This window comes from Flavobacterium sp. AJR (genome assembly GCF_002156885.1).
Lineage (GTDB): Bacteria > Bacteroidota > Bacteroidia > Flavobacteriales > Flavobacteriaceae > Flavobacterium.
Map to the genome: position 1 here is coordinate 1 of NZ_NCWQ01000104.1, position 21,948 is coordinate 21,948.

Below are 21,948 nucleotides of genomic sequence, written 5' to 3' on the forward strand. Positions count from 1 at the left end.
CTACTTTTAAAAGTAGCGCTTTTTTTATATAACGTTGAATCAGATAATTATTCAAATTCAGAAGTGAAAAATAATTTTACACTTGGATATTTATTTTGAGTCATTTGTATTGTAAAGTCAGAATCTGCTAAAAATACTAATTGACCGTATTTGTCTTTTGCTAAGAATTTTTGCTTGATACGTTTGAACTCTTTGAATTCATCATTTTTAGCATCATCAGGTTTTACCCAACAAGCTTTGTGAACAGGGAAGTTTTCATACGTACATTTTGCACCATATTCATGTTCCAAACGGTATTGGATTACTTCATATTGTAGTGCTCCAACAGTTCCGATTACTTTACGGTTGTTCATTTCAAGAGTAAATAACTGTGCAACACCTTCATCCATTAATTGGTCAACACCTTTATCTAATTGCTTAGCTTTCATTGGGTCGGCATTATTAATGTATCTAAAATGTTCTGGAGAGAAACTTGGAATTCCTTTGAAACTCATTATTTCACCCTCAGTTAAGGTATCACCAATTTTAAAATTTCCTGTATCATGTAAACCAACAATATCACCAGGATACGAAATGTCTACAATTTCTTTCTTCTCTGCAAAGAATGCATTCGGACTAGAAAATTTTAAGTTCTTTTTCTGGCGAACGTGGTAATACGGTTTGTTTCTTTCGAAAGTACCCGAAACAATTTTTATAAATGCTAAACGGTCTCTGTGTTTAGGATCCATATTGGCATGTATTTTAAATACAAAACCAGTCATTTTTTCTTCAATTGGATCAACTAAACGAGTTTCAGAATCTTTTGGTCTTGGTGAAGGAGCGATAGTAACAAAACAATCTAGTAATTCACGTACTCCAAAGTTATTTAAAGCGGAACCAAAAAATACTGGTTGTAATTTTCCGTCTAAATAATCCTGACGATCAAATTTAGGATAAACTTCATCAATTAATTCTAATTCTTCACGTAGTTTATCAGCAGGTTTTTGACCAATAATTTTTTCTAATTCAGGGTTTTGAACATCAGAGAAAGCTATAGTTTCTTCAATGTTTTTACGGCTATCTCCACTGAATAAGTTGATATTTTGCTCCCATAAGTTATAGATTCCCTGAAAATCATATCCCATACCAATAGGGAAACTTAATGGAGTTACAGTTAAGCCTAATTTTTGTTCAACTTCATCCATCAAATCAAATGCATCTTTACCTTCACGATCTAATTTGTTTATAAAAACAATTATCGGAATTTTACGCATTCTACATACTGCAACTAATTTTTCGGTTTGTTCCTCAACCCCTTTTGCAACGTCTATTACCACGATTACACTATCTACAGCGGTTAAAGTTCTAAAAGTATCTTCTGCAAAATCCTTGTGTCCAGGTGTATCAAGGATGTTGATTTTTTTATCTTTATAATTAAAGGCTAATACAGATGTAGAAACCGAAATTCCTCTCTGACGCTCGATTTCCATGAAATCACTCGTAGCTCCTTTTTTTATTTTATTGTTTTTTACAGCACCTGCTTCTTGGATAGCACCCCCAAATAACAATAGTTTTTCGGTTAATGTTGTTTTTCCAGCATCGGGATGCGAAATAATTCCAAATGTTCTTCTACGTTGTATTTCTTTTAAAAAGCTCATATTTAATATCAATAGTTTGCAAAAGTACTATTAATTACGGCTTAATAAAAATATTAGCTTCTTATTTAAGTCCGTTTAGTTTATAAAATTTGTTGCTATTATTTGATTGTTTGAATAAAAAAGAGGCTGATTATTTAAATCAGCCTCAAAATTAAATATGTTTTTTAGGTAATAATTAATTATTAATCGACCAAACAGTGTATCCTTTTGGAGGACATTGAATTTTTACCCATTGATCAGCTTGTGTTGTAGGGATCCAACTAGAACTTCCTGTAAAGTCTTTTATCTGAGTGTTTGCCCAGTTTGTTTGAATCCATCTTTCTTGCCATGATGACGAATTATTGATGTATACCACTAATCCAGGGTTTCCGTTATATCCGTTTCTGCGGGCGATATATTCGTCATTATCAGCGTATAAAATTGAAGTTGTTCCAGTCGCTTTATTGTTGTGAATCCAGATAAGGTTATTTAATTTGTTTTTATCAAGCCATTCTTCATAATCTCTATAAAAAATAGTTGGATATCCTTCGTGAGTCAAAATATAAGAATAGGCTAGTAATTTATTAGAAATTTCATCAGTATCATGATTAGACACAAATGTAACGGCTTTGTATGGGTTTCTTTTCCACATCATGTCGTCGTTTAATAACGCAAGATTATTTCCGTCAAAAGCATCATTCATTTTATAATAACACGCAAAATCGAATACAGAACTATTGGCATTATTTGCCCAATCATTTAATACGTTCACGTTTGAATCCCATAATTCCCCAACCGAAAAGCCGCCTACATTAGCATTCCAGGAATTTACAACCCAAGCACCAAATCCTTTTACATAATCAAATCTCCATCCATCAAATTTCATGGTGTTTTTATAATACTTACCAACTCCGTCAGCTCTTAGCCATAACCAATCCTGCACATGAGGATTAGCGTGGCATAAATCTGGGAAACCGCCAAAAGCACCTTCGTCATTATTACCGTAACTGTTTTTATAAAAATCATTATAATTACGGGTGAATTTTCCTGAAGCAACTCCGCTAAAGTTGGTCCATGTATTAGTTCCTGTAAACGGATTCGCTTCTGATTGCCCACCACTATTATGATTAATTACAATATCGGCATATACTTGCATGTTTTCAGCATGTACTTTGCTGATTAAGCTCACAAGTTCCGTTTTTGATCCAAATCTGGTTTCTGTAGAACCATTTTGATTGTAATCTCCAAAATCAAAATAATCTGTAGGATCATAACCCATAGAAAAAGCACCATTTTGAGCTTTTGATGCAGGAGGTAACCAAATAGAGCCAATTCCGGCATTAGACCAATCGGTAATTTTGGTATTTAATGTATTCCACCAGTTGCCGCCAGCAGGAACATCCCAATAAAATGCTTGCATCATTACGCCTCCGCCAGGATTGGCAACATATTTTCCTGTAGTAGGAGTTCCTGTGCTAAATGGACGCCCATCATGCTTTGTCACATTTATTACTTTGAACTGAGAATTTGTTGCTGCAATTTCTGATTCTGTATTTTCATTAGAGCTACAGGAGTAAAAAAATGCTGTTAAAGCAGTGATTAAATAAAGTTTTACAATTTGTTTTTTCATAATTAAATGATTTTTAGGTTAATTAAGGATTTGGGTAATCAAATTGTGATTAATTAAATAATTAGCCAATTAATTGTTTAATTACTGTTTTTAAATGCTAAATTTTAATAATCACATATCGAATGTATGTAAAACTTATGTAGCTAATTACTTTGATATTTTATTTAATAAGCGAAAACGTTGTAGTGTTGAAAACTTTTGTTTATTTGGTTAAAAATGAACTGTTTGTACTTGATCTTTTTGAGTTTTTTAGGATGTGGTTTAATCAAATATAGGCTAGTTGGGTTTTCTAAATAGTTTCAAAAATAAGATGTGATTAATTCTTGAATAAGAGAATTTTTTTAGTTGCATATAATTTTTTGTTAATAGTAATAAGTAAACTTGTATTATGTGATTGAATTGTTATTTTTGTTCGTTATAAGATAATTAAGCAATGTTTGTTAGATTTGTAAAGATTTTTATTTTCTGAACATTTAAAATATATATTGAAATATACGGTTTACTATATTTGTAAGCCATTAATGCTAAATAATAAAGCTTCTTTACATCAAATTAAATTTTTAACTAATGCTATTAAAAAAATTACGAATAAAAACTATCAATTGTCAATTTGTATTTACAATAAGTTTTTTGCTTCTTTTCAATTCGCTAACCAGAGCGCAAGAAATTATTAAGGATACGGTTATTGCAAAGCCAGTTGTAGTTAAAAGTAATCAGAAACAAAAAATTGATGGTATTATCGCTACTGTAGGTGATTACATTATTTTAGATTCAGATATCGATAAAGGATACTTAGAAATTAGTAGTCAAGGAGGGTCTATAAAAGATGTTTCAAGATGTCAGATGCTAGGAAAACTTCTAGAAGATAAATTATATGCACATCAGGCTATTCAGGATAGTATCATTGTAAGTGATGCTGAAGTAAAAGGCATGATGGATGAACGATTAAATTATATGGTTCAGCAAATTGGAGATATAAACAAAGTTGTTCAGTATTACAAAAAGAATTCAGTTGAAGAATTCAAAACTTATTTTGCTGATATCTTAAAAGAGCAAAAGTTAGCATCAGAGATGCAAAAGAAGATCATCGATGGAGTAGAAATTACTCCTGAGGAAGTTCGTAATTTCTTCAAGAAAATACCAGAAAGTGAATTGCCAACATTTGGAGCAGAGATGGAAGTAGCACAAATTGTGGTGAATCCTAAAATTTCGGATGTAGAAAAGAAAAAGGTAATCGACCGTTTAAATGGTATTAAAAAAGATGTAGAAGACGGTGCTAGTTTTGCAACTAAGGCAGTTTTATACTCTCAGGATCCAGGTTCGAGTTCGAATGGAGGATATTATAAGATGACGAGAAAAACACCTTTTGTAAAAGAATTTAAGGATATCGCTTTTAGTCTTCAGGAAGGAGAGATTTCAGCTCCTTTTGAAACTACCTTCGGATTTCATATCATAAAAGTAGATAAAATTAAAGGGCAAGAAGTAGAGTTGCGTCATATCTTGATTGCTCCTGTAGTTTCTGAAGATGCTTTAAAAGAAGCAAAAGAAAGAATTACTGGAATTAGAGAGAAAATAATAGATAAGAAAGTAACTTTTGCAGAAGCAGCCAGAGCAGATTCTGATGAAAAAGAGACACGTGCAAACGGTGGAGCCTTGATTAATCCAAATACGCAAGACACACGTTTTGAATTAACAAAAATGGATCCTACGTTATATGCTCAGGTTTCTAATTTAAAAGATAACGAAGTTTCGCAACCAGTTTTAGATACAGATCCACAAGGGAAAAAAAGTTACAAACTAATTACTGTAACTAAAAGAATTGAATCGCATACTGCTGATTACGCTAAAGATTATATCAAGATTAAAGATTTAGCTTTAAAAGAAAAACAAATTAAAGCTATTGCAAAATGGTTTGATGAAAAAATAAAAGAAACTTATATCAAGATTCTTGGAGAGTACAGAGATTGTACTTTTACAAATAATTGGTTGAAAAAATAATTTTTATAAAATAAATAAAAAGAGTTAGTTTTATGAATTCATAGAACTAACTCTTTTTAATTTTAAATACATTCACAGATGTCTGATGTAACCGCAATTCATAACTTAGTTCAAAAACGTAATGAATTAAAAGCCGAAATCGCAAAAATTATTGTAGGTCAGGATGCAGTTGTAGATCAAATTTTGATTTGCATTTTTTCTGGCGGACACGCTCTTTTAATAGGTGTGCCAGGATTGGCAAAAACATTATTGATAAACACACTTTCACAGGCTTTAGGGCTTGATTTTAAGAGAATTCAATTTACTCCGGATTTAATGCCATCTGATATTTTGGGAAGCGAAATCTTAGATGAAAACAGACGGTTTAAGTTTATAAAAGGACCAGTTTTTTCTAATATCATTTTGGCAGATGAGATTAATAGAACACCACCAAAAACACAAGCTGCTTTGCTAGAGGCAATGCAGGAACGTTCGGTGACGATTGCTGGTGAAAACCATAAATTAGACTTGCCTTACTTTGTGTTAGCTACACAAAACCCTATTGAGCAAGAAGGAACTTATCCTTTGCCAGAAGCGCAATTAGATCGTTTTATGTTTGCTATAAAATTAGAGTATCCAAGTTTTGAAGAAGAAGTACAAGTTGTTAAACGTACAACTTCTGACAATACAAGTACAATCAACCCTTTGTTTACGGCTCAGGAAATTATAGATTTTCAGCATTTAATTCGCCGAATTCCTGTTGCGGATAATGTAATAGAGTATGCAGTAACTTTGGTTAGTAAAACACGACCAGATAATAGCCTGACGAATGATTTTGTTAAAAATTATTTGGATTGGGGAGCAGGACCAAGAGCTTCGCAAAATTTAATTTTAGCTGCTAAAGCTCATGCAGCATTCAATGGTAAATTTTCACCAGATATTGAAGATGTAAAAGCTGTAGCAACTGGTATTTTAAGACATCGAATCATTAAAAATTATAAAGCCGATGCCGAAGGAATTACAGAAGAAATTATAATTCAGAAGCTACTATAACGATATAAAAAAGCTTATTTAGAAAGGTTCTTTGCTTAAAACATAGCAAAGAACCTTTTTCTTTATAACAAAGAATTTCGACTTTGTCAAAGAAAGGATTTTATATTATTAATAATTTAATATTTTGACGTTAAAATGCAATTTTGCTAATTTTACGCAATGTAAATCGTTATTTTTTAATAATAACTTTTGAAAAGGCGACTTCTGTTATATTTTTTTTAATTCTCGGCTTTAATTTTTAAATTTGCGTACAAAAAAATAAGATACCTAGAAATACTTCTATTATGAATACTTATAACGATTACATTAAAGAGATTGCAGAACGAAAAGACCAAGGACTTCATCCGAAGCCAATTGATGGTGCTGAGTTGTTAAGCGTGATTATTGCACAGATTAAAGATCTGGATAACGAGTATCGAGAAGAATCGATTAAACACTTTATTTATAACACTATACCAGGAACTACAAGTGCTGCGGGTGTAAAAGCTAAGTTTTTAAAAGAGATTATTCTTGGAGAATCTGCTGTAAAAGAAATAACACCAGCTTTTGCATTTGAGTTATTATCACATATGAAGGGTGGACCTTCTATTGAGGTATTGTTAGATTTAGCTTTGGGTGATGATGCTGCTATTGCAAAAGAAGCAGGAAATGTACTTAAGACACAAGTTTACCTTTATGAGGCAGACACAGATCGTTTAAAAGAAGCGTTTAAAAAAGGTAACCCAATTGCTATAGATATTATTAAAAGCTATGCTCAGGCAGAGTTTTTTACAAAATTACCAGAAGTAGTTGAAGAAATTAAAGTAGTTACTTTTATTGCTGGTGAGGGTGACATTTCTACAGATTTGTTATCTCCAGGTAATCAGGCTCACTCACGTTCAGACCGTGAACTTCATGGTCAATGTATGATTACGCCTAAAGCACAAGAAGAAATTAAGGCGTTACAAGCACAACATCCAGACAAAAGTGTGATGTTGATTGCAGAGAAAGGTACCATGGGAGTTGGTTCATCAAGAATGTCAGGTGTAAACAACGTGGCACTTTGGACAGGAAAACAAGCAAGTCCATATATTCCATTCGTTAATATCGCTCCAATTGTAGGAGGAACAAATGGTATTTCTCCAATTTTCCTAACAACAGTTGATGTTACTGGTGGTATTGGTTTAGATCTTAAAAACTGGGTTAAAAAGCTAGATGCAGATGGTAGTATTATTCGTAATGAGAATAATGAGCCAATTCTGGAAGAAGCATACTCTGTAGCTACAGGAACTGTACTTACAATAAACACAAAGACGAAAAAATTATATAATGGAGACAAAGAGCTAATTGATATTTCTAAGGCTTTTACTCCTCAGAAAATGGAATTTATCAAAGCAGGAGGATCATATGCAATTGTATTTGGTAAAAAGCTTCAGACATTAGCAGCGAAAATTCTAGAAATCGAAGCTCCTCTTGTATTTGCTCCATCAAAAGAGATTTCTCTTGAAGGACAAGGACTTACAGCAGTAGAGAAAATTTTCAACAAAAACGCTGTTGGTATAGCTCCAGGTAAAGTATTACATGCTGGTTCAGATGTTCGTGTAGAAGTTAATATCGTAGGTTCTCAAGATACGACAGGTCTTATGACTGCTCAGGAATTAGAGTCTATGGCTGCTACAGTAATTTCGCCAATCGTTGATGGTGCATACCAATCTGGTTGTCACACAGCTTCAGTATGGGATAAAAAAGCTCAGGCAAATATTCCAAAATTGATGAAATTTATGAACGATTTCGGTTTAATCACAGCACGTGACCCGAAAGGAGTTTATCATGCAATGACAGATGTAATTCATAAAGTTCTTAATGATATTACAATAGATGAGTGGGCTATCATTATTGGTGGTGACTCTCATACAAGAATGTCTAAAGGTGTAGCATTTGGTGCTGACTCAGGAACAGTTGCTCTTGCACTTGCTACAGGTGAGGCTTCAATGCCAATTCCTGAATCTGTTAAGGTAACATTTAAAGGTGAGATGAAAGACTATATGGACTTCCGTGATGTAGTTCATTCAACACAAGCTCAAATGCTTAAGAAATTTGGTGGTGAAAATGTTTTTCAGGGAAGAATCATCGAGGTTCATCTTGGAACACTTACTGCTGACCAGGCATTTACATTTACAGACTGGACTGCAGAGATGAAAGCAAAAGCTTCTATCTGTATTTCTGAAGATGATACCTTAATCGAATCATTGGAGATTGCAAAAAGCAGAATTCAGATCATGATCGACAAAGGAATGGATAATGAAAAACAAGTTCTTCAGGGATTAATTAACAAAGCAGATAAGAGAATTGCAGAGATTAAATCAGCAGAGAAACCTGCTTTAACTCCAGATGCAAATGCTAAGTATTATGCAGAAGTTGTTGTAGATCTTGATCAGATTATCGAGCCAATGATTGCGGATCCAGACGTTAATAACGCGGATGTTTCTAAGAGATATACTCACGATACAATCCGACCATTATCTTTTTACGGAGGAGATAAAAAAGTAGATTTAGGATTTATCGGTTCTTGTATGGTTCACAAAGGAGATATGAAGATTCTAGCTCAAATGCTTAAAAATATAGAACAACAATACGGTAAGGTTGAGTTTAAGGCTCCGCTAGTAGTAGCGCCACCTACTTATAATATCGTAGATGAACTTAAGGCTGAAGGAGATTGGGAAGTTTTACAAAAATACTCTGGTTTCGAATTTAACGATAGCGCTCCTAAAGGTGCTGCACGTACAGAATACGAGAACATGTTGTATTTAGAGCGTCCAGGATGTAACCTTTGTATGGGTAACCAGGAAAAAGCAGCAAAAGGAGATACTGTAATGGCAACTTCTACGCGTCTTTTCCAAGGAAGAGTTGTAGAAGATACAGAAGGTAAAAAAGGAGAGTCATTACTTTCTTCTACGCCAGTTGTAGTCTTGTCTACAATTCTTGGTAGAACACCTACATTAGATGAATATATAGCAGCAGTAGATGGTATTAGCCTAACTAGGTTTGCACCTTCTCATAAACTGTTAGTAATGTAATCGTACGATTAGTTATAATCATTATATATAAAAAGCCTGAGTTGATAAACTCAGGCTTTTTCTTTTCTGGCTCTTCTATTTTTTGTAACTTGTGATGTTCAAAAAACAAAAACAAACAAAAACAATTATACTTATGGCTTTTGATATTGAAATGATTAAAAAAGTGTATGAGAACATGCCAGGTCGTGTTGATAAAGCACGCGAGATTGTTGGTCGTCCACTTACTTTAACGGAGAAAATTTTGTACAATCACCTTTGGGATGGGAATCCAACTAAGGCGTTTGGCAGAGGAGTCGATTATGTTGATTTTGCACCCGATCGTGTAGCTTGTCAGGATGCAACTGCACAAATGGCATTATTGCAATTTATGCACGCAGGTAAGGCTAAAGTGGCTGTGCCTACAACAGTTCATTGCGATCACTTAATTCAAGCTAAAGTAGATGCTGTAACCGATTTGGCTAGAGCAAAAACTCAAAGTAATGAAGTTTTCGACTTCTTGTCGTCAGTTTCTAATAAATACGGAATTGGTTTCTGGAAACCAGGAGCAGGTATTATTCACCAAGTAGTACTAGAAAATTATGCTTTCCCAGGAGGAATGATGATTGGTACAGATTCACATACCGTAAATGCAGGAGGTTTAGGAATGGTAGCTATTGGTGTTGGTGGAGCCGATGCTGTAGATGTTATGTCAGGAATGGCATGGGAATTAAAATTCCCTAAATTAATTGGAGTAAAATTAACTGGTAAATTATCAGGATGGACTGCTCCTAAAGATGTTATCCTTAAAGTTGCTGGTATTCTTACTGTAAAAGGTGGAACAGGAGCAATTGTAGAATATTTTGGAGAAGGTGCAACTTCTATGTCATGTACAGGTAAAGGTACTATTTGTAATATGGGTGCAGAGATTGGAGCTACAACTTCAACTTTTGGATATGATGATTCTATGGGGCGTTATTTGCGTTCTACAAATAGAGCCGATGTTGCAGATGCTGCAGATAAAATAGCTCCTTACTTAACTGGAGATCCAGAAGTTTACGCTAACCCAGAACAATATTTTGACCAGGTTATCGAAATTAACTTAACGGAATTAGAGCCACACTTAAACGGACCTTTTACGCCAGATTTAGCTACTCCAATTTCTAAAATGAAAGAAGCAGCAATCAAAAATAACTGGCCATTACAAATTCAGGTTGGTTTAATTGGTTCATGTACCAACTCATCTTACGAAGATATTGCGCGTGCAGCATCTTTGGCAAGACAAGTTTCTGCCAAAAAATTAAAAACAAAATCACAGTTTACAATTACTCCAGGTTCAGAGGTAGTTCGTTATACAATCGAGCGTGATGGTTTTATCGATACATTCCATAAAATTGGAGCAACAGTTTTCGCTAACGCTTGCGGACCATGTATTGGTATGTGGGATAGAGAAGGAGCAGAGAAAGAAGAAAGAAATACAATCGTTCACTCTTTTAACCGTAACTTTTCTAAACGTGCCGATGGTAACCCAAATACACTAGCTTTCGTAGGTTCGCCAGAATTAGTAACAGCTATGGCTATCGCAGGAGATTTAAGTTTCAATCCATTAACAGATACTTTAATCAATGAAGATGGAGAAGAAGTAATGCTAGATGAACCTACAGGAGACGAATTGCCTCCAAAAGGATTTGATGTTAAAGATCCAGGATTCCAAGTTCCGGCAGAAGACGGTTCAGGAGTTCAGGTAGCTGTAAGCCCAACATCAGAGCGTTTACAATTATTAGCTCCGTTTGATGCCTGGGATGGTAAGAACATTACAGGTGCAAAATTATTAATCAAAGCATTCGGAAAATGTACTACAGATCACATCTCTATGGCAGGACCATGGTTACGTTTCCGTGGACATTTAGATAATATTTCTAATAATATGTTGATTGGTGCAGTAAATGCATATAACCAAAAAACAAATTCAGTTAAAAATCAATTAACAGGAACGTATGATGCAGTTCCTGCAGTTGCACGTGCGTACAAAGCAGCTGGAGTTCCATCTATTGTTGTGGGGGATCATAACTATGGCGAAGGATCTTCTCGTGAGCACGCAGCAATGGAGCCACGTTTCTTAGGAGTTAAAGCGGTATTAGTGAAATCTTTTGCTCGTATCCACGAAACAAACCTTAAAAAACAAGGGCTTTTAGGATTAACATTTGCTAACGAAGCAGATTATGATAAAATCCAAGAAGATGATACAATCAATTTCCTTGATTTAGTAGAATTTGCTCCAGGAAAACCATTAACGCTAGAATTCGTTCACGTAGATGGAACTAAAGACATAATCTTAGCAAATCATACTTATAATGCAGGGCAAATTGGCTGGTTTGTAGCCGGTTCAGCATTAAACTTAATTGCTGCTGGAAAAGCATAATTAAAGTTTTAAATCATATTAAAAACTCTCAAGGCAACTTGGGAGTTTTTTTATTTGAAGCTATTTCCAGCTATCCGCTATATCTTTTCTTTTTTAAAGGAAAAAAGAAAAGGATGCCGCTTTTATCTGGGCTAGGAAATCTATTTAAAAAAGAAATTTAGTATAAAGATTTTTACCTGTTAAGTATTATAATTTCGCAGATAATAACTCGGATATTAAAAACTAACCCTGTGTTTTTGCTAGAGTTGTTTCTTGAGATAAGTTTTTAATCTTATTCGGATTTGTTAATTTAAATTCATCTAAATCTATGCTGAAAATTTTTGCAGAAGGTATTTTAGAATAACTATTGTCAATACGTCCGCCCAAAATGTATAATTTATTATCGTTATAATACATAGCTGAATACTTCAGAGGAAGGTTGATTTCGTATTCTTTTAATACTTTTAATTTAAAATTGTAAGTGTGCATTTTTTCATCTTCAAAAAAATAAATAATATCGTCATTGTAAGCAATAGCAGGTCTTTCTAATCCCGAAAATAGTTCACCCTCAGTTTGCCATTTTTCTGTTACTAAATCAAAGGTTTCTATTTTAGATATTGGTTTTCCGTTGTTTCCGCCAATAAGATAAATTTTATCGTCTATCAGTATTCCGGTAGTTTCTTCTGCAGTTGGCATACTCCTAAGTTCATACCAATATCCGGAAGTAATATTATACAAATGCACTTTGTCTGTAAAATCTTTTACGCCACTTTCAGTTGCTTTTATAGAACCTCCCATTACAATAATATTATCTTTATAAGTAAAAGAAGCAAAATCAGCAGCCTGATGTGGATTGGTTTTGTCGACTTTAACAGTGAATTTTTCAATATCTAAAACTTCAATTTGATCTTGTAAATATTCCCAACTACTGTTTTTATTTACAAACATTTTTTTTCCTCCCAAAATATAAATCAAATTGTTATAGAAATGAATGTTATGATACGCTCTAACCTGTAGTTTTAAATCTGGAAATTCCCAAGAGTTGGTTTTGATATCGTAAATAGAAAGATGCTTTTTATAATGTCGTTTTGTTGCGAAAGCTCCTTCATTAAAAAAATCCTGAAAGGTAGGGGCAGCTATTTTTGCCCGCACTTTGGCCATATGATCGATTTCAGGATAAGCGTCACCGCCACTAATATAAATTTTATCGTCTTTTAAAAAAGATCCGAATGAAAAAACAGGATGTTTTAAATTAGTTATTTCTGTAAAAGCAAGTTTTGTTTTCAATTTAGTATTGGCAACAATTGTAACACCTGATAAATTTTGTGCCTCTTCTTCAAGAAAAACTTTGTAGTTATTTTTTGCCAGATAGCTTAAGGAAACGTTTTTAGTGATGTAACCAATGTGAGAAAATTGTAATGACTCATCCTCTTTAAATTCAGGAAGAACTTTTAAATAAAATTCACCCTTTTCATCGGTTATAGTCCCAACTTTACTAGACAATGCAAATACATTGGTGTTTTCAACCGGAAGATTGTCTTTCTGAGAAATTACATTACCTTTTATATTTTGAGCAATTAATAATGTAGGAAAAAATACAAAAATCAGAATTAGTTTTTTCAAGGATATTTTTTTTGTCAGTTATTCTTTGTTTAAAAGTAGTATTATGAATTCGGTTATTTTATTTTTTATCTAAAGAACTTCAAAAACTATCTTCCTTTTTTAGCAGCAGCAAACTTCATTCTGTATTCTTGAAAAGTTTTGCCTTCGGTGATATTTTTTAATTTCTTTTGAATTAAACGTTTTTTTAATGATGAAATTTTATCTGTAAACAAAATTCCTTCAATGTGATCATATTCATGCTGAATTACTCTGGCAATTAAACCATCAAACACTTCGGTTTTTACGACAAAATCTTCCTCACAATATTCAATTGTAATTCTTTCGTGTCTGTAAACATCCTCACGAACATCTGGAATACTCAGGCAACCTTCGTTAAAACTCCATTCTTCGCCATCTTCTTTTAATATTTTGGCATTGATAAAAGTTCTCTTAAATCCTTTTAATTCTTTTTGTTCATCTGCTGGTAAATCCTCATCATCACTAAAAGGAGTTGTGTCAATTACAAATAAACGCAAGGCCAAACCAACTTGTGGCGCAGCAAGACCCACTCCATAAGCATTGTACATTGTTTCGTACATGTTAGCTATTGTTTCTTTCAAATTTGGATGTTCTGGCGATACTGCCTCCCCAACTTTTCTTAAAACAGGATCACCATATCCTATAATTGGTAAAATCATTCTTGTTGTATTATGTATTAACGACTATTAATCCAGAATTTCATTATTCTGAATTAGGTTGGCAAAAATAGTAAAAAATAGTCAATGAATAATTCTATTAACCAGATTATCTACTTTTTGATTTCTATTTAAATCAAACTCACTATTATTACTAAATAACTCTTACAATTCTTATCTTTGCTAGTAAACCTATTTCTATGTTAGATCGCATCGTTAAATTCACAGACAGTACTTCTTTTACCAATGCTTCAAAAGTTACAATTGCATCAGTAGTTCCTGTATTGTTTTTTAACTTCTTAGGTTATTTTGAAATTGGTTTTACGATTGCTCTCGGTGCTTTTTATACTTATCCCAGTGATATCCCGAGTAATCTTAAACACAAAATAAAAGGAATTGTAGTTACTGCTCTTATTGTTTCTGGCGTTAACCTACTGGTTAATCTTGTTTATCCTTATCCTTGGCTATTTTATCCGTTTCTAGGAATATTACTTTTCTTGTCCTCTATGATCTCTGTTTATGGACAAAGAGCGACTATGGCATCATTCTCTGCCCTACTTTCTATCTCTTTATCATTTGCTCATTTACACGAAGGCTGGGAAGCCGTATTACATTCTAGTTATATTTTTGCCGGTGGATTATTCTATTTAATAGTTTCACTTATCTTTCATTATATAAAACCGTATCGTTATATAGAATTACAAACTGCCGACGGAATTCGATTAACCGCAAAATACTTAAAACTAAGAGGTGATTTATGGAATCCTGAAGCTGATAGAAAAAAAATTATCGAAAAACAGTTGCATCTTCAGGTTGAGTTAAACCAAATTCACGAAAATTTACGACAAGTTCTTATTGGCAACAGAGCCACTTCTGGCGACTCTAGCCAAAACCGAAAAATGCTGATTGTTTTTATAACACTGGTCGAAATTCAGGAATTGGCTTTATCGACATCATTTGACCATGATAAATTACACAAAAAATTTAGCGACCATCCTGAGGTTCTGCGTTCCTATCAAAATCTTGCTTATAAACTTGCATCGACTTTAAAAAAACTATCTAAAAGTGTTCATAAAGCCTCTAAATATATCTCGATAAATGATTTAAAAAAGGAACTTGACGGATTACAATCTGCTATTGATGCGTATCAAAATAATTTAGGAAAAATAGAAGCTTCTGAAGGGGTTTGGATGCTTACTAATATGCTGAAATATGCTCAAAAGCAAGTCGAAAAAATAAAAATCGTAGAAATGGCTTTTTCATTAGCTATTAAATCTTTTGATTTTAAAGACAAGGATAAAGAACTTGAAAAATTCCTGACTCCACAATATTATCCGATACGCACTTTAATCGAAAATTTTAGTTTTTCGTCAACATTTTTCAGGCACTCGTTGCGACTTACCATAACTATTATGGTCGGTTTTATAATTGGCAAATTACTTCCTTTCCAAAACGTATATTGGATTTTATTGACAATCGTAGTAATTATGCGTCCTGGTTATGGCTTAACCAAAGAGCGCTCTTACAATCGTGTTTTTGGTACTATTTTAGGCGGATTAATAGCCTTTGGGATTGTCTCTCTGGTACATAATCATGTAGCAATAAGCATATTTGCTATTGTCTGTATGCTTATCGGTATTTCTTTTACGCAAAGTAATTACAAAATAAGCACTACTCTTGTTACCATGTACGTGGTTTTTGTGTACGGAATATTAACACCTAATATACTTGAGGTAATTCAGTTTCGAATTCTGGATTCACTTGTAGGTGCTACCTTAGCCTTTTTAGCAAACTATTACTTATGGCCTGCTTGGGAGTTCTTAAATGCTGCATCATTTTTAGAAAAATCTATTGAGGCCAACAGAAACTATTTAAGAGAAATTGCCGAATATTATAATAAAAAAGGAACATTGCCTACATCCTATCGCTTGGCAAGAAAAAATGCTTTTATAGAAATAGGAAATCTTATGACATCTTTCCAGAGAATGGTACAAGAACCTAAATCAAAACAAAAACAGCTTCCGCAAATAAACAAGCTTGCTGTACTAAACCATTCTTTACTTTCATCTGCGGCATCATTAGGAACATATATACAATCTCATAAAACAACATCGGCATCTGAGTCTTTTAATTTTGTAATTGGCGTTGTTGTTTATAACTTAAATTATTCTATTGCAATCTTAAGACATGAAAGCACAGCTGAATATAAAAACAAAGACATTAATAAAGAACAACTAACTTTTCATTTTGAGGAATTAAAAAGAAAAAATTTCAGTCGATTAGAAAATGATAATGAACTCGATGATAGTGCAAGAGAAACCAAAATGCAGGAAGCCCAATTGGTAATCGAACAATTAATATGGATGACTGATTTGTCTGAAAAAATAGTAACGATTACAAAAGAGTTTATAGCACAAAATCCAGATTAAATTAATCTGGATTTTGTATTTATTCTTATTATGTATGCTCTACTTAGTTATCTAACTTTAAAGTTGCAGCGGTATTTTTTCTAATTTCAGATAACAATTCTGGTTTATCATTTAAAGTCTGACCATAAGAAGGAATCATTGCTTTAAGCTTTTCATCCCATTCTGGTGTTTTAATTTTATCCTTAAAACATTTCCCTATTAATCCAACCATGATAGAAACTGCAGTTGAAGCTCCAGGTGAAGCTCCTAATAAAACAGCCAATGTACCATCATCTGTATTAATTACCTCAGTACCAAATTCAAGAATTCCACCTTCTTTTTCATCTTTTTTGATAACCTGAACACGTTGTCCTGCTCGCTCTAATTTCCAATCTTTAGATTTTGCATTTGGCAAGTATTCGCGTAAAGCGTTCATTCTATCTTTTGGTGATTGTCTTACTTGCTCAATTAAGTATTTAGTAAGTGGGATATTATGATAACCAGCTGCCAACATTGGCATTATATTGTCTGTTTTTATAGATAAAGGCAAATCCATATAAGATCCGTTCTTTAAAAATCGAGTCGAAAAACCAGCAAATGGTCCAAAAAGCAATGCTCTTTCCCCATTTATCATTCGTGTATCAATATGAGGAACTGACATTGGTGGCGCACCAACACTAGCTTTTCCGTAAACTTTGGCTTGATGCTGAAGAATAACTTCTGGATTAGTACATTTTAACCATTGTCCGCTCACAGGAAATCCTCCAAATCCTTTTCCTTCGGCAACATTTGCTTTTTCTAACAAAGGCAATGAACCTCCTCCCGCACCAATAAAAACAAATTTAGTATATACTTTTCTAGTTTGTCCGGTTGCTAAATCTGTGATTTTAATTCTCCACGATTTATCTTCACGCTGCTTTAATTTTTTTACTTCGTGATTAAAATGTATTGTTACACCATCTAATTTTCCTAGATAGTTAAACATGCTTCGTGTTAATTCTCCAAAATTCACATCGGTTCCTATTGCCATAGAAGTTGCTGCAAACTTATCTGTAGCATCTCTTCCTTCCATTACCAATGGCATCCATTCTTTTAATTGAGCAAAATCGGTACTAAAAACCATCTCTTTAAAGATTGGATTTTTTTGTAATGCTTCAAATCTTTTTTTAAGATAATCCACATTTTTTTCTCCCCAAACAAAACTCATGTGAGGAACACTTTTTATAAAATTATCAGGAGATGTAATTTTGTTTTGCTGTACTAAGTAAGACCAAAACTGACGAGAAACTTCAAAGGATTCAGCAATACTAATTGCTTTTTTAGGATCTATACTACCATTTTTTTCTGGTGTATAATTCAATTCACAAAAGGCTGAGTGCCCTGTTCCTGCGTTATTCCAAGCATCAGAGCTTTCGGCTGCAGCAACATCTAATCTTTCGTAAATTTCAATTTTTAAATCTGGCTGTAATTCTTTTAAGATTAACCCAAGAGTTGCACTCATAATTCCAGCACCAATAAGTACTACTTCGGTATTTGAACGTATGGTTTTGTCGGACATAGCAAGAAAATTTTAAAGTGCAAAGGTACTTCATAAAATTGCAAAAAAAAACTATAAATTTCACCTTAAAAGTTATAGTTTTCTAAAACGTTTGCGAGCTAAATCCTTTGATTTTTTAAAACATTTTACGAGACAAATAGTCCTGAAGCATTATCGTTGCTGAGATTTCATCGATCAAACCTTTATTCTGACGTTGTTTTTTGCTAAGTCCACTGTCTATCATTGTTTGAAATGCCATTTTAGAAGTAAATCTTTCATCAACCCGAACTACTTTCATATCCGGAAAAATATTCGAAAAATGAGTTACAAAACCTTTAATAATTGAAGCACTTTGTGATGGCTCTCCATTCATTTGTTTTGGCTCACCTATTAAGACCGCTTCCACCTTTTCTTTAGCAAAATAATCTTTTAAAAAATCGATAGTTGTATTAGATGGAATTGTAGTTAAACCCGAGGCAATAATTTGCAGTTCATCAGTAACAGCAATTCCTGTTCTTTTTTGTCCGTAATCTATAGCGAGAATTCTTGGCATCTTATTAAATATTAATGGAACAAAGATACATAAAGTAAAAACCTTGTACCTTAAAAAAATTAATCCGTTCTATATTCCAGAACGGATTAATTAAACTTTTTTCCAAAAAAAAATTAAAACGATATCAAAAAAATTAATTTAAAAACCTACTAACCATCTATTTATACTAATTCACAGATTTTAAACAATCCATAAATAGAACTTTGCTCTTTAAAATATTCTTGCATATAATTTCAATTCAAAAGTAGGCCTAATTACATCCCTAATTCATGATAATTATCATCGAACAAAAGAAAGAATTAACGTATTATAGATATTTATTCACAACACTCAACAGCACACATAAATCAATTAACAATTTAAAAACCAAATAATTACAAAAAATTAAAGTTTAAAATATTTTAAATCAGAGTTATATTGTTATAAAATTAGATTGACCAAGTAATCGTAATTTGAAAAAAAAATAGTTCTTTTGCTTCAAATTTCCCACATATTATAGAAAATTACTCAAAAACAAATACCCAAATTCACTAAATACCAAATGAATAATTATAAAAATAGCATTATTTTATTTCTAAAAAGATTCTTTTTAATTGTCATAATTTATCAATTCTCTAGAGTTCTATTCTATCTTATGAACTCAAAATTATTCGAACCTTTTACATTTCAAACTTTCCTAGGAGGTCTTCTTTTTGATTTTGCAGCTATAGCTTATATAAATATTGTTTTCTTATTAGCGCATTTGATTCCAGGAAATTTCAAATACAAACCAAGATATCAAAACATCCTAAAAGTTTCCTTTTATACTGTTAACCTTATCTTTATTGCTACCAACTTCATAGACATTATTTACTATCGTTTTACTGGCAGAAGAAGTACTTTCGGGATGATTACTGCCAAAGGAATGGAACACGAAGCCTTAGGTTTAATTCCTTCTTTCTTAAAAGAATTCTGGTACATCTTTGTGCTATTTCTTATCGTTAGTATTATATTTTGGAAATTGATTCCGAATTTAAAAACACATTTAATACACGAAAAATCAACCAAAAAAGACTACTATAAACAATACTCTTATTTTGTTCTTTCGATAGTTATAATTTTACTTATGGGACGTGGTGGGTTCCGAAAAAAACCAGTTAGAATCGTAGATGCTGCAGAATATGGGGCATTAAATAATTCTGCATTAGTCTTAAATACTCCTTTTTGCATCTTAAAATCTGCTGTTAAAAAAGAAGATATTGAGAAAGTAAATTATTTTAATGAAAAAGAGTTAGCTTCAATTTATAACCCTGTCATTTCTTTAAAATCAAGCGAACCAACTATTAAAAAGAATGTAGTCATTTTAATTTTGGAAAGTTTCGGTAATGAAAACATTGGACGAGGACAAACTCCTTTCTTAGATTCTCTAATAACAAAATCATACTACTTTAAGAATGGGTTTGCAAACGGAAAAGTTTCAATTGATGCCGTTCCATCCATTCTTTCAAGTATTCCTAGTTTAATGAATAACTCTTTTATAACATCTAGTTACTCTTTAAATAAAATAAATGGTCTTCCTAAAATTTTCAAGAAAGAAGGCTATACTACTTCATTCTTTCATGGTGCCTTTAATGGTAGTCAGAACTTTGACCAATATGCTCAAGTAGCAGGATTTGACCAGTATTTTGGAAAAGACCAATATACAGGAGAAGAATCTTTTGATGGTAAATGGGGGATTTTTGATGAAGATTTTCTACAATTTTACGCTGCTAAATTAACTTCGTTTAAACAACCTTTCTTTAGTTCGTTATTTACTATTTCTTCTCATAGCCCATATACTATTCCAGAAAAATATAAAGGAAAATTCCCTAAGGGAACTACTGAAATTCAAGAAAGCATAGCATACACTGATTTTGCATTACGAAGATTTTTTGATACAGCAAAAAAACAAGGATGGTACAAAAACACACTATTTGTTATTTCTTCTGACCATACTTCGTCTGGAGGAGATAAAGATATTGACAAGACTAATATTGGAAAATTCCACATTCCGATTTTGTTTTTCGATCCATCAAATCCTGAATTAACAGGTGTTAACGAGAAAAACTTTCAGCAAATTGATATCATGCCTAGTATTCTAGATTACTTAAATATAAAAACTGACATGGTTAGTTTTGGTAAAAGTTATAAATCTAAAGAAAACTATGTGGTTTATTACCTCCAAGGAACATATCATTACATCAAAGATGATTATTATCTTGCTTTTGCAAATAATAAAACAATTGGATTATATAACTGGAAAAATGACCCTTTATTAAAAAACAATTTGATGCTAAAAGATAAAGCTAAAGTTGAAGAGTCTGAAAAATTCTTAAAAGCATACATACAATCTTTCAATGAAAGAGTAGTCAATAATAAATTAGCGATTTAATAATACGAAAAAGGAAAGAGATTTTAAAATCTCTTTCCTTTTTTTGTTTAATTATAATTCTGCACAGTCTGATTTAGATAACCACATCAATATTTATACATCTAGAATCAGGAAATAAAGTCAATAACTATCAACCTATATACACAAGAAAAGGGTCTAACCTTAATTAAAAAGTTAAACCCCATTTATTTTAAAAACTTAAGGCTTTTAATTGCCCAGCTTACATCCTATCTACCAAAAAAACGACTAAAAAAACCTCTTTCCTCCTCTTCCTCAACATGAGTCTCCGTTTGTTGATTTGCAGACTGTACTTTTTCATGCTCGTACATTAATTCTTTAATATACTCAACATAAGTTCGTTTTTTCTCTTCTAAAAATCCAATCAAATATTTCTCACTAAATTCCATTCCACTAGCAGATTCTATTTGAAGCAACTTTTTGTACAAAGGTTCAATATGCATCGCGATTACTTCTTGTGGCACAGAACGTCTGCGTCCAAAATAATTTGCTATTGCTCCATTTGAATCTTTTGCAATTTCAAAATCGGTAACAACCCAATAATATCTTCCAGATTTAGCTAGATTTTTAACAACAGCATGAAAGTTATTTCCCTTTTTAAGATTTTCCCATAATACTTTAAATATCACTCGTGGCATATCAGGATGTCTTATGATACTGTGTGGTTGCCCCATTAATTCATAATCTTCATATCCGCAAACATCAACAAAAATTTCATTGGCGTATTCGATAATTCCAAATGGGTTTGTTTTACTCATGATAACTTGGGTTTTATCCCAAGAAACTTCTTTATCAATTGGTGTAGGTCTGTGAAACGACTCGTTTTCTTGATTCATTGTTAATATACTAATTAAATTATTGAATTCAAACAATTTAAAATCACCTTATGTTGTTGTTAAATTGTCTTACAAAAGTAATTTTATAAGAAAAGTTAAAAATTGATATTTATCAGGGAATAAGATAAAAAATATTTTATGTAGGAAAAATTATTTAAAATAAAAAGACTTAATCCTATA

13 protein-coding genes are annotated in these 21,948 nt (G+C 32.5%); 6 read left to right on the plus strand and 7 right to left on the minus strand.

The window, feature by feature from the left end; all coding sequences use genetic code 11:
- Positions 1 to 47: 47 nt before the first annotated feature.
- Both B8T70_RS20815 and B8T70_RS20820 read right to left on the minus strand, forming a co-directional pair.
- A complete protein-coding gene (locus B8T70_RS20815) occupies positions 48 to 1,637 on the minus strand; it encodes a peptide chain release factor 3 (protein ID WP_086896094.1) in 1,590 nt (529 codons plus the stop codon).
- Between the two features lie 175 nt (positions 1,638 to 1,812).
- Positions 1,813 to 3,246 (minus strand): alpha-amylase, encoded by a 1,434-nt coding sequence (locus B8T70_RS20820; RefSeq protein ID WP_086896095.1) that lies wholly within the window; start codon positions 3,244 to 3,246, stop codon positions 1,813 to 1,815.
- Positions 3,247 to 3,813: 567 nt separating this feature from the next.
- Here B8T70_RS20820 and B8T70_RS20825 point away from each other — a divergent pair.
- From B8T70_RS20825 to B8T70_RS20840, 4 genes are all read left to right on the plus strand, one after another.
- Positions 3,814 to 5,244: a peptidylprolyl isomerase gene (locus B8T70_RS20825; RefSeq protein WP_039120388.1), complete on the plus strand. Its 1,431-nt coding sequence runs from the start codon at positions 3,814 to 3,816 to the stop codon at positions 5,242 to 5,244.
- 78 nt (positions 5,245 to 5,322) lie between these two features.
- On the plus strand, positions 5,323 to 6,276 hold the full coding sequence (locus B8T70_RS20830) for a MoxR family ATPase (RefSeq protein WP_039120387.1): 954 nt from the start codon (positions 5,323 to 5,325) through the stop codon (positions 6,274 to 6,276).
- 284 nt (positions 6,277 to 6,560) lie between these two features.
- Positions 6,561 to 9,332 (plus strand): bifunctional aconitate hydratase 2/2-methylisocitrate dehydratase, encoded by a 2,772-nt coding sequence (locus B8T70_RS20835; protein ID WP_086896096.1) that lies wholly within the window; start codon positions 6,561 to 6,563, stop codon positions 9,330 to 9,332.
- Between the two features lie 133 nt (positions 9,333 to 9,465).
- Entirely contained in the window at positions 9,466 to 11,730 is a 2,265-nt protein-coding gene (locus tag B8T70_RS20840; protein ID WP_039120392.1) for an aconitate hydratase, read from the plus strand.
- 222 nt (positions 11,731 to 11,952) lie between these two features.
- Here the strand turns inward: B8T70_RS20840 and B8T70_RS20845 are convergent, their stop codons facing one another.
- Both B8T70_RS20845 and def read right to left on the minus strand, forming a co-directional pair.
- Positions 11,953 to 13,332 (minus strand): carboxypeptidase-like regulatory domain-containing protein, encoded by a 1,380-nt coding sequence (locus tag B8T70_RS20845; RefSeq protein WP_086896097.1) that lies wholly within the window; start codon positions 13,330 to 13,332, stop codon positions 11,953 to 11,955.
- A gap of 86 nt (positions 13,333 to 13,418) precedes the next feature.
- The gene (def, locus tag B8T70_RS20850; RefSeq protein WP_035621249.1) at positions 13,419 to 14,009 is read right to left on the minus strand and encodes a peptide deformylase; all 591 of its coding nucleotides are present in this window, start codon (positions 14,007 to 14,009) and stop codon (positions 13,419 to 13,421) included.
- A gap of 197 nt (positions 14,010 to 14,206) precedes the next feature.
- On the opposite strand from def, the gene B8T70_RS20855 reads away from it, so the two are divergent.
- A complete protein-coding gene (locus B8T70_RS20855) occupies positions 14,207 to 16,435 on the plus strand; it encodes an FUSC family membrane protein (protein ID WP_086896098.1) in 2,229 nt (742 codons plus the stop codon).
- A gap of 43 nt (positions 16,436 to 16,478) precedes the next feature.
- Here B8T70_RS20855 and B8T70_RS20860 read toward each other — a convergent pair whose 3' ends face one another.
- Positions 16,479 to 17,972: a malate:quinone oxidoreductase gene (locus tag B8T70_RS20860; protein WP_039118791.1), complete on the minus strand. Its 1,494-nt coding sequence runs from the start codon at positions 17,970 to 17,972 to the stop codon at positions 16,479 to 16,481.
- Between the two features lie 115 nt (positions 17,973 to 18,087).
- A complete protein-coding gene (gene ruvX / locus B8T70_RS20865) occupies positions 18,088 to 18,504 on the minus strand; it encodes a Holliday junction resolvase RuvX (RefSeq protein ID WP_039115109.1) in 417 nt (138 codons plus the stop codon).
- A 634-nt stretch (positions 18,505 to 19,138) separates the two neighbouring features.
- Between ruvX and B8T70_RS20870 the strand changes: the two genes are divergently transcribed.
- Positions 19,139 to 20,914, plus strand: coding sequence for an LTA synthase family protein (locus B8T70_RS20870; RefSeq protein ID WP_242667535.1), 1,776 nt, complete (start codon positions 19,139 to 19,141; stop codon positions 20,912 to 20,914).
- Between the two features lie 227 nt (positions 20,915 to 21,141).
- Here the strand turns inward: B8T70_RS20870 and B8T70_RS20875 are convergent, their stop codons facing one another.
- Complete coding sequence (locus tag B8T70_RS20875) at positions 21,142 to 21,768, minus strand: PAS domain-containing protein (protein ID WP_086896100.1); 627 nt, start codon at positions 21,766 to 21,768, stop codon at positions 21,142 to 21,144.
- Positions 21,769 to 21,948 lie beyond the last annotated feature (180 nt).

Excerpts from the sequence above, each read along its gene's own strand:
- B8T70_RS20840 (WP_039120392.1), top strand. The coding sequence starts at position 9,466 with ATGGCTTTTGATATTGAAATGATTAAAAAAGTGTATGAGAACATGCCA.
- B8T70_RS20835 (WP_086896096.1), top strand. The coding sequence starts at position 6,561 with ATGAATACTTATAACGATTACATTAAAGAGATTGCAGAACGAAAAGAC.
- B8T70_RS20815 (WP_086896094.1), bottom strand. The coding sequence starts at position 1,637 with ATGAGCTTTTTAAAAGAAATACAACGTAGAAGAACATTTGGAATTATT.
- B8T70_RS20875 (WP_086896100.1), bottom strand. The coding sequence starts at position 21,768 with ATGAATCAAGAAAACGAGTCGTTTCACAGACCTACACCAATTGATAAA.
- B8T70_RS20870 (WP_242667535.1), top strand. The coding sequence starts at position 19,139 with ATGAACTCAAAATTATTCGAACCTTTTACATTTCAAACTTTCCTAGGA.
- ruvX (WP_039115109.1), bottom strand. The coding sequence starts at position 18,504 with ATGCCAAGAATTCTCGCTATAGATTACGGACAAAAAAGAACAGGAATT.
- B8T70_RS20820 (WP_086896095.1), bottom strand. The coding sequence starts at position 3,246 with ATGAAAAAACAAATTGTAAAACTTTATTTAATCACTGCTTTAACAGCA.
- B8T70_RS20855 (WP_086896098.1), top strand. The coding sequence starts at position 14,207 with ATGTTAGATCGCATCGTTAAATTCACAGACAGTACTTCTTTTACCAAT.
- B8T70_RS20825 (WP_039120388.1), top strand. The coding sequence starts at position 3,814 with ATGCTATTAAAAAAATTACGAATAAAAACTATCAATTGTCAATTTGTA.
- B8T70_RS20830 (WP_039120387.1), top strand. The coding sequence starts at position 5,323 with ATGTCTGATGTAACCGCAATTCATAACTTAGTTCAAAAACGTAATGAA.
- B8T70_RS20860 (WP_039118791.1), bottom strand. The coding sequence starts at position 17,972 with ATGTCCGACAAAACCATACGTTCAAATACCGAAGTAGTACTTATTGGT.
- def (WP_035621249.1), bottom strand. The coding sequence starts at position 14,009 with ATGATTTTACCAATTATAGGATATGGTGATCCTGTTTTAAGAAAAGTT.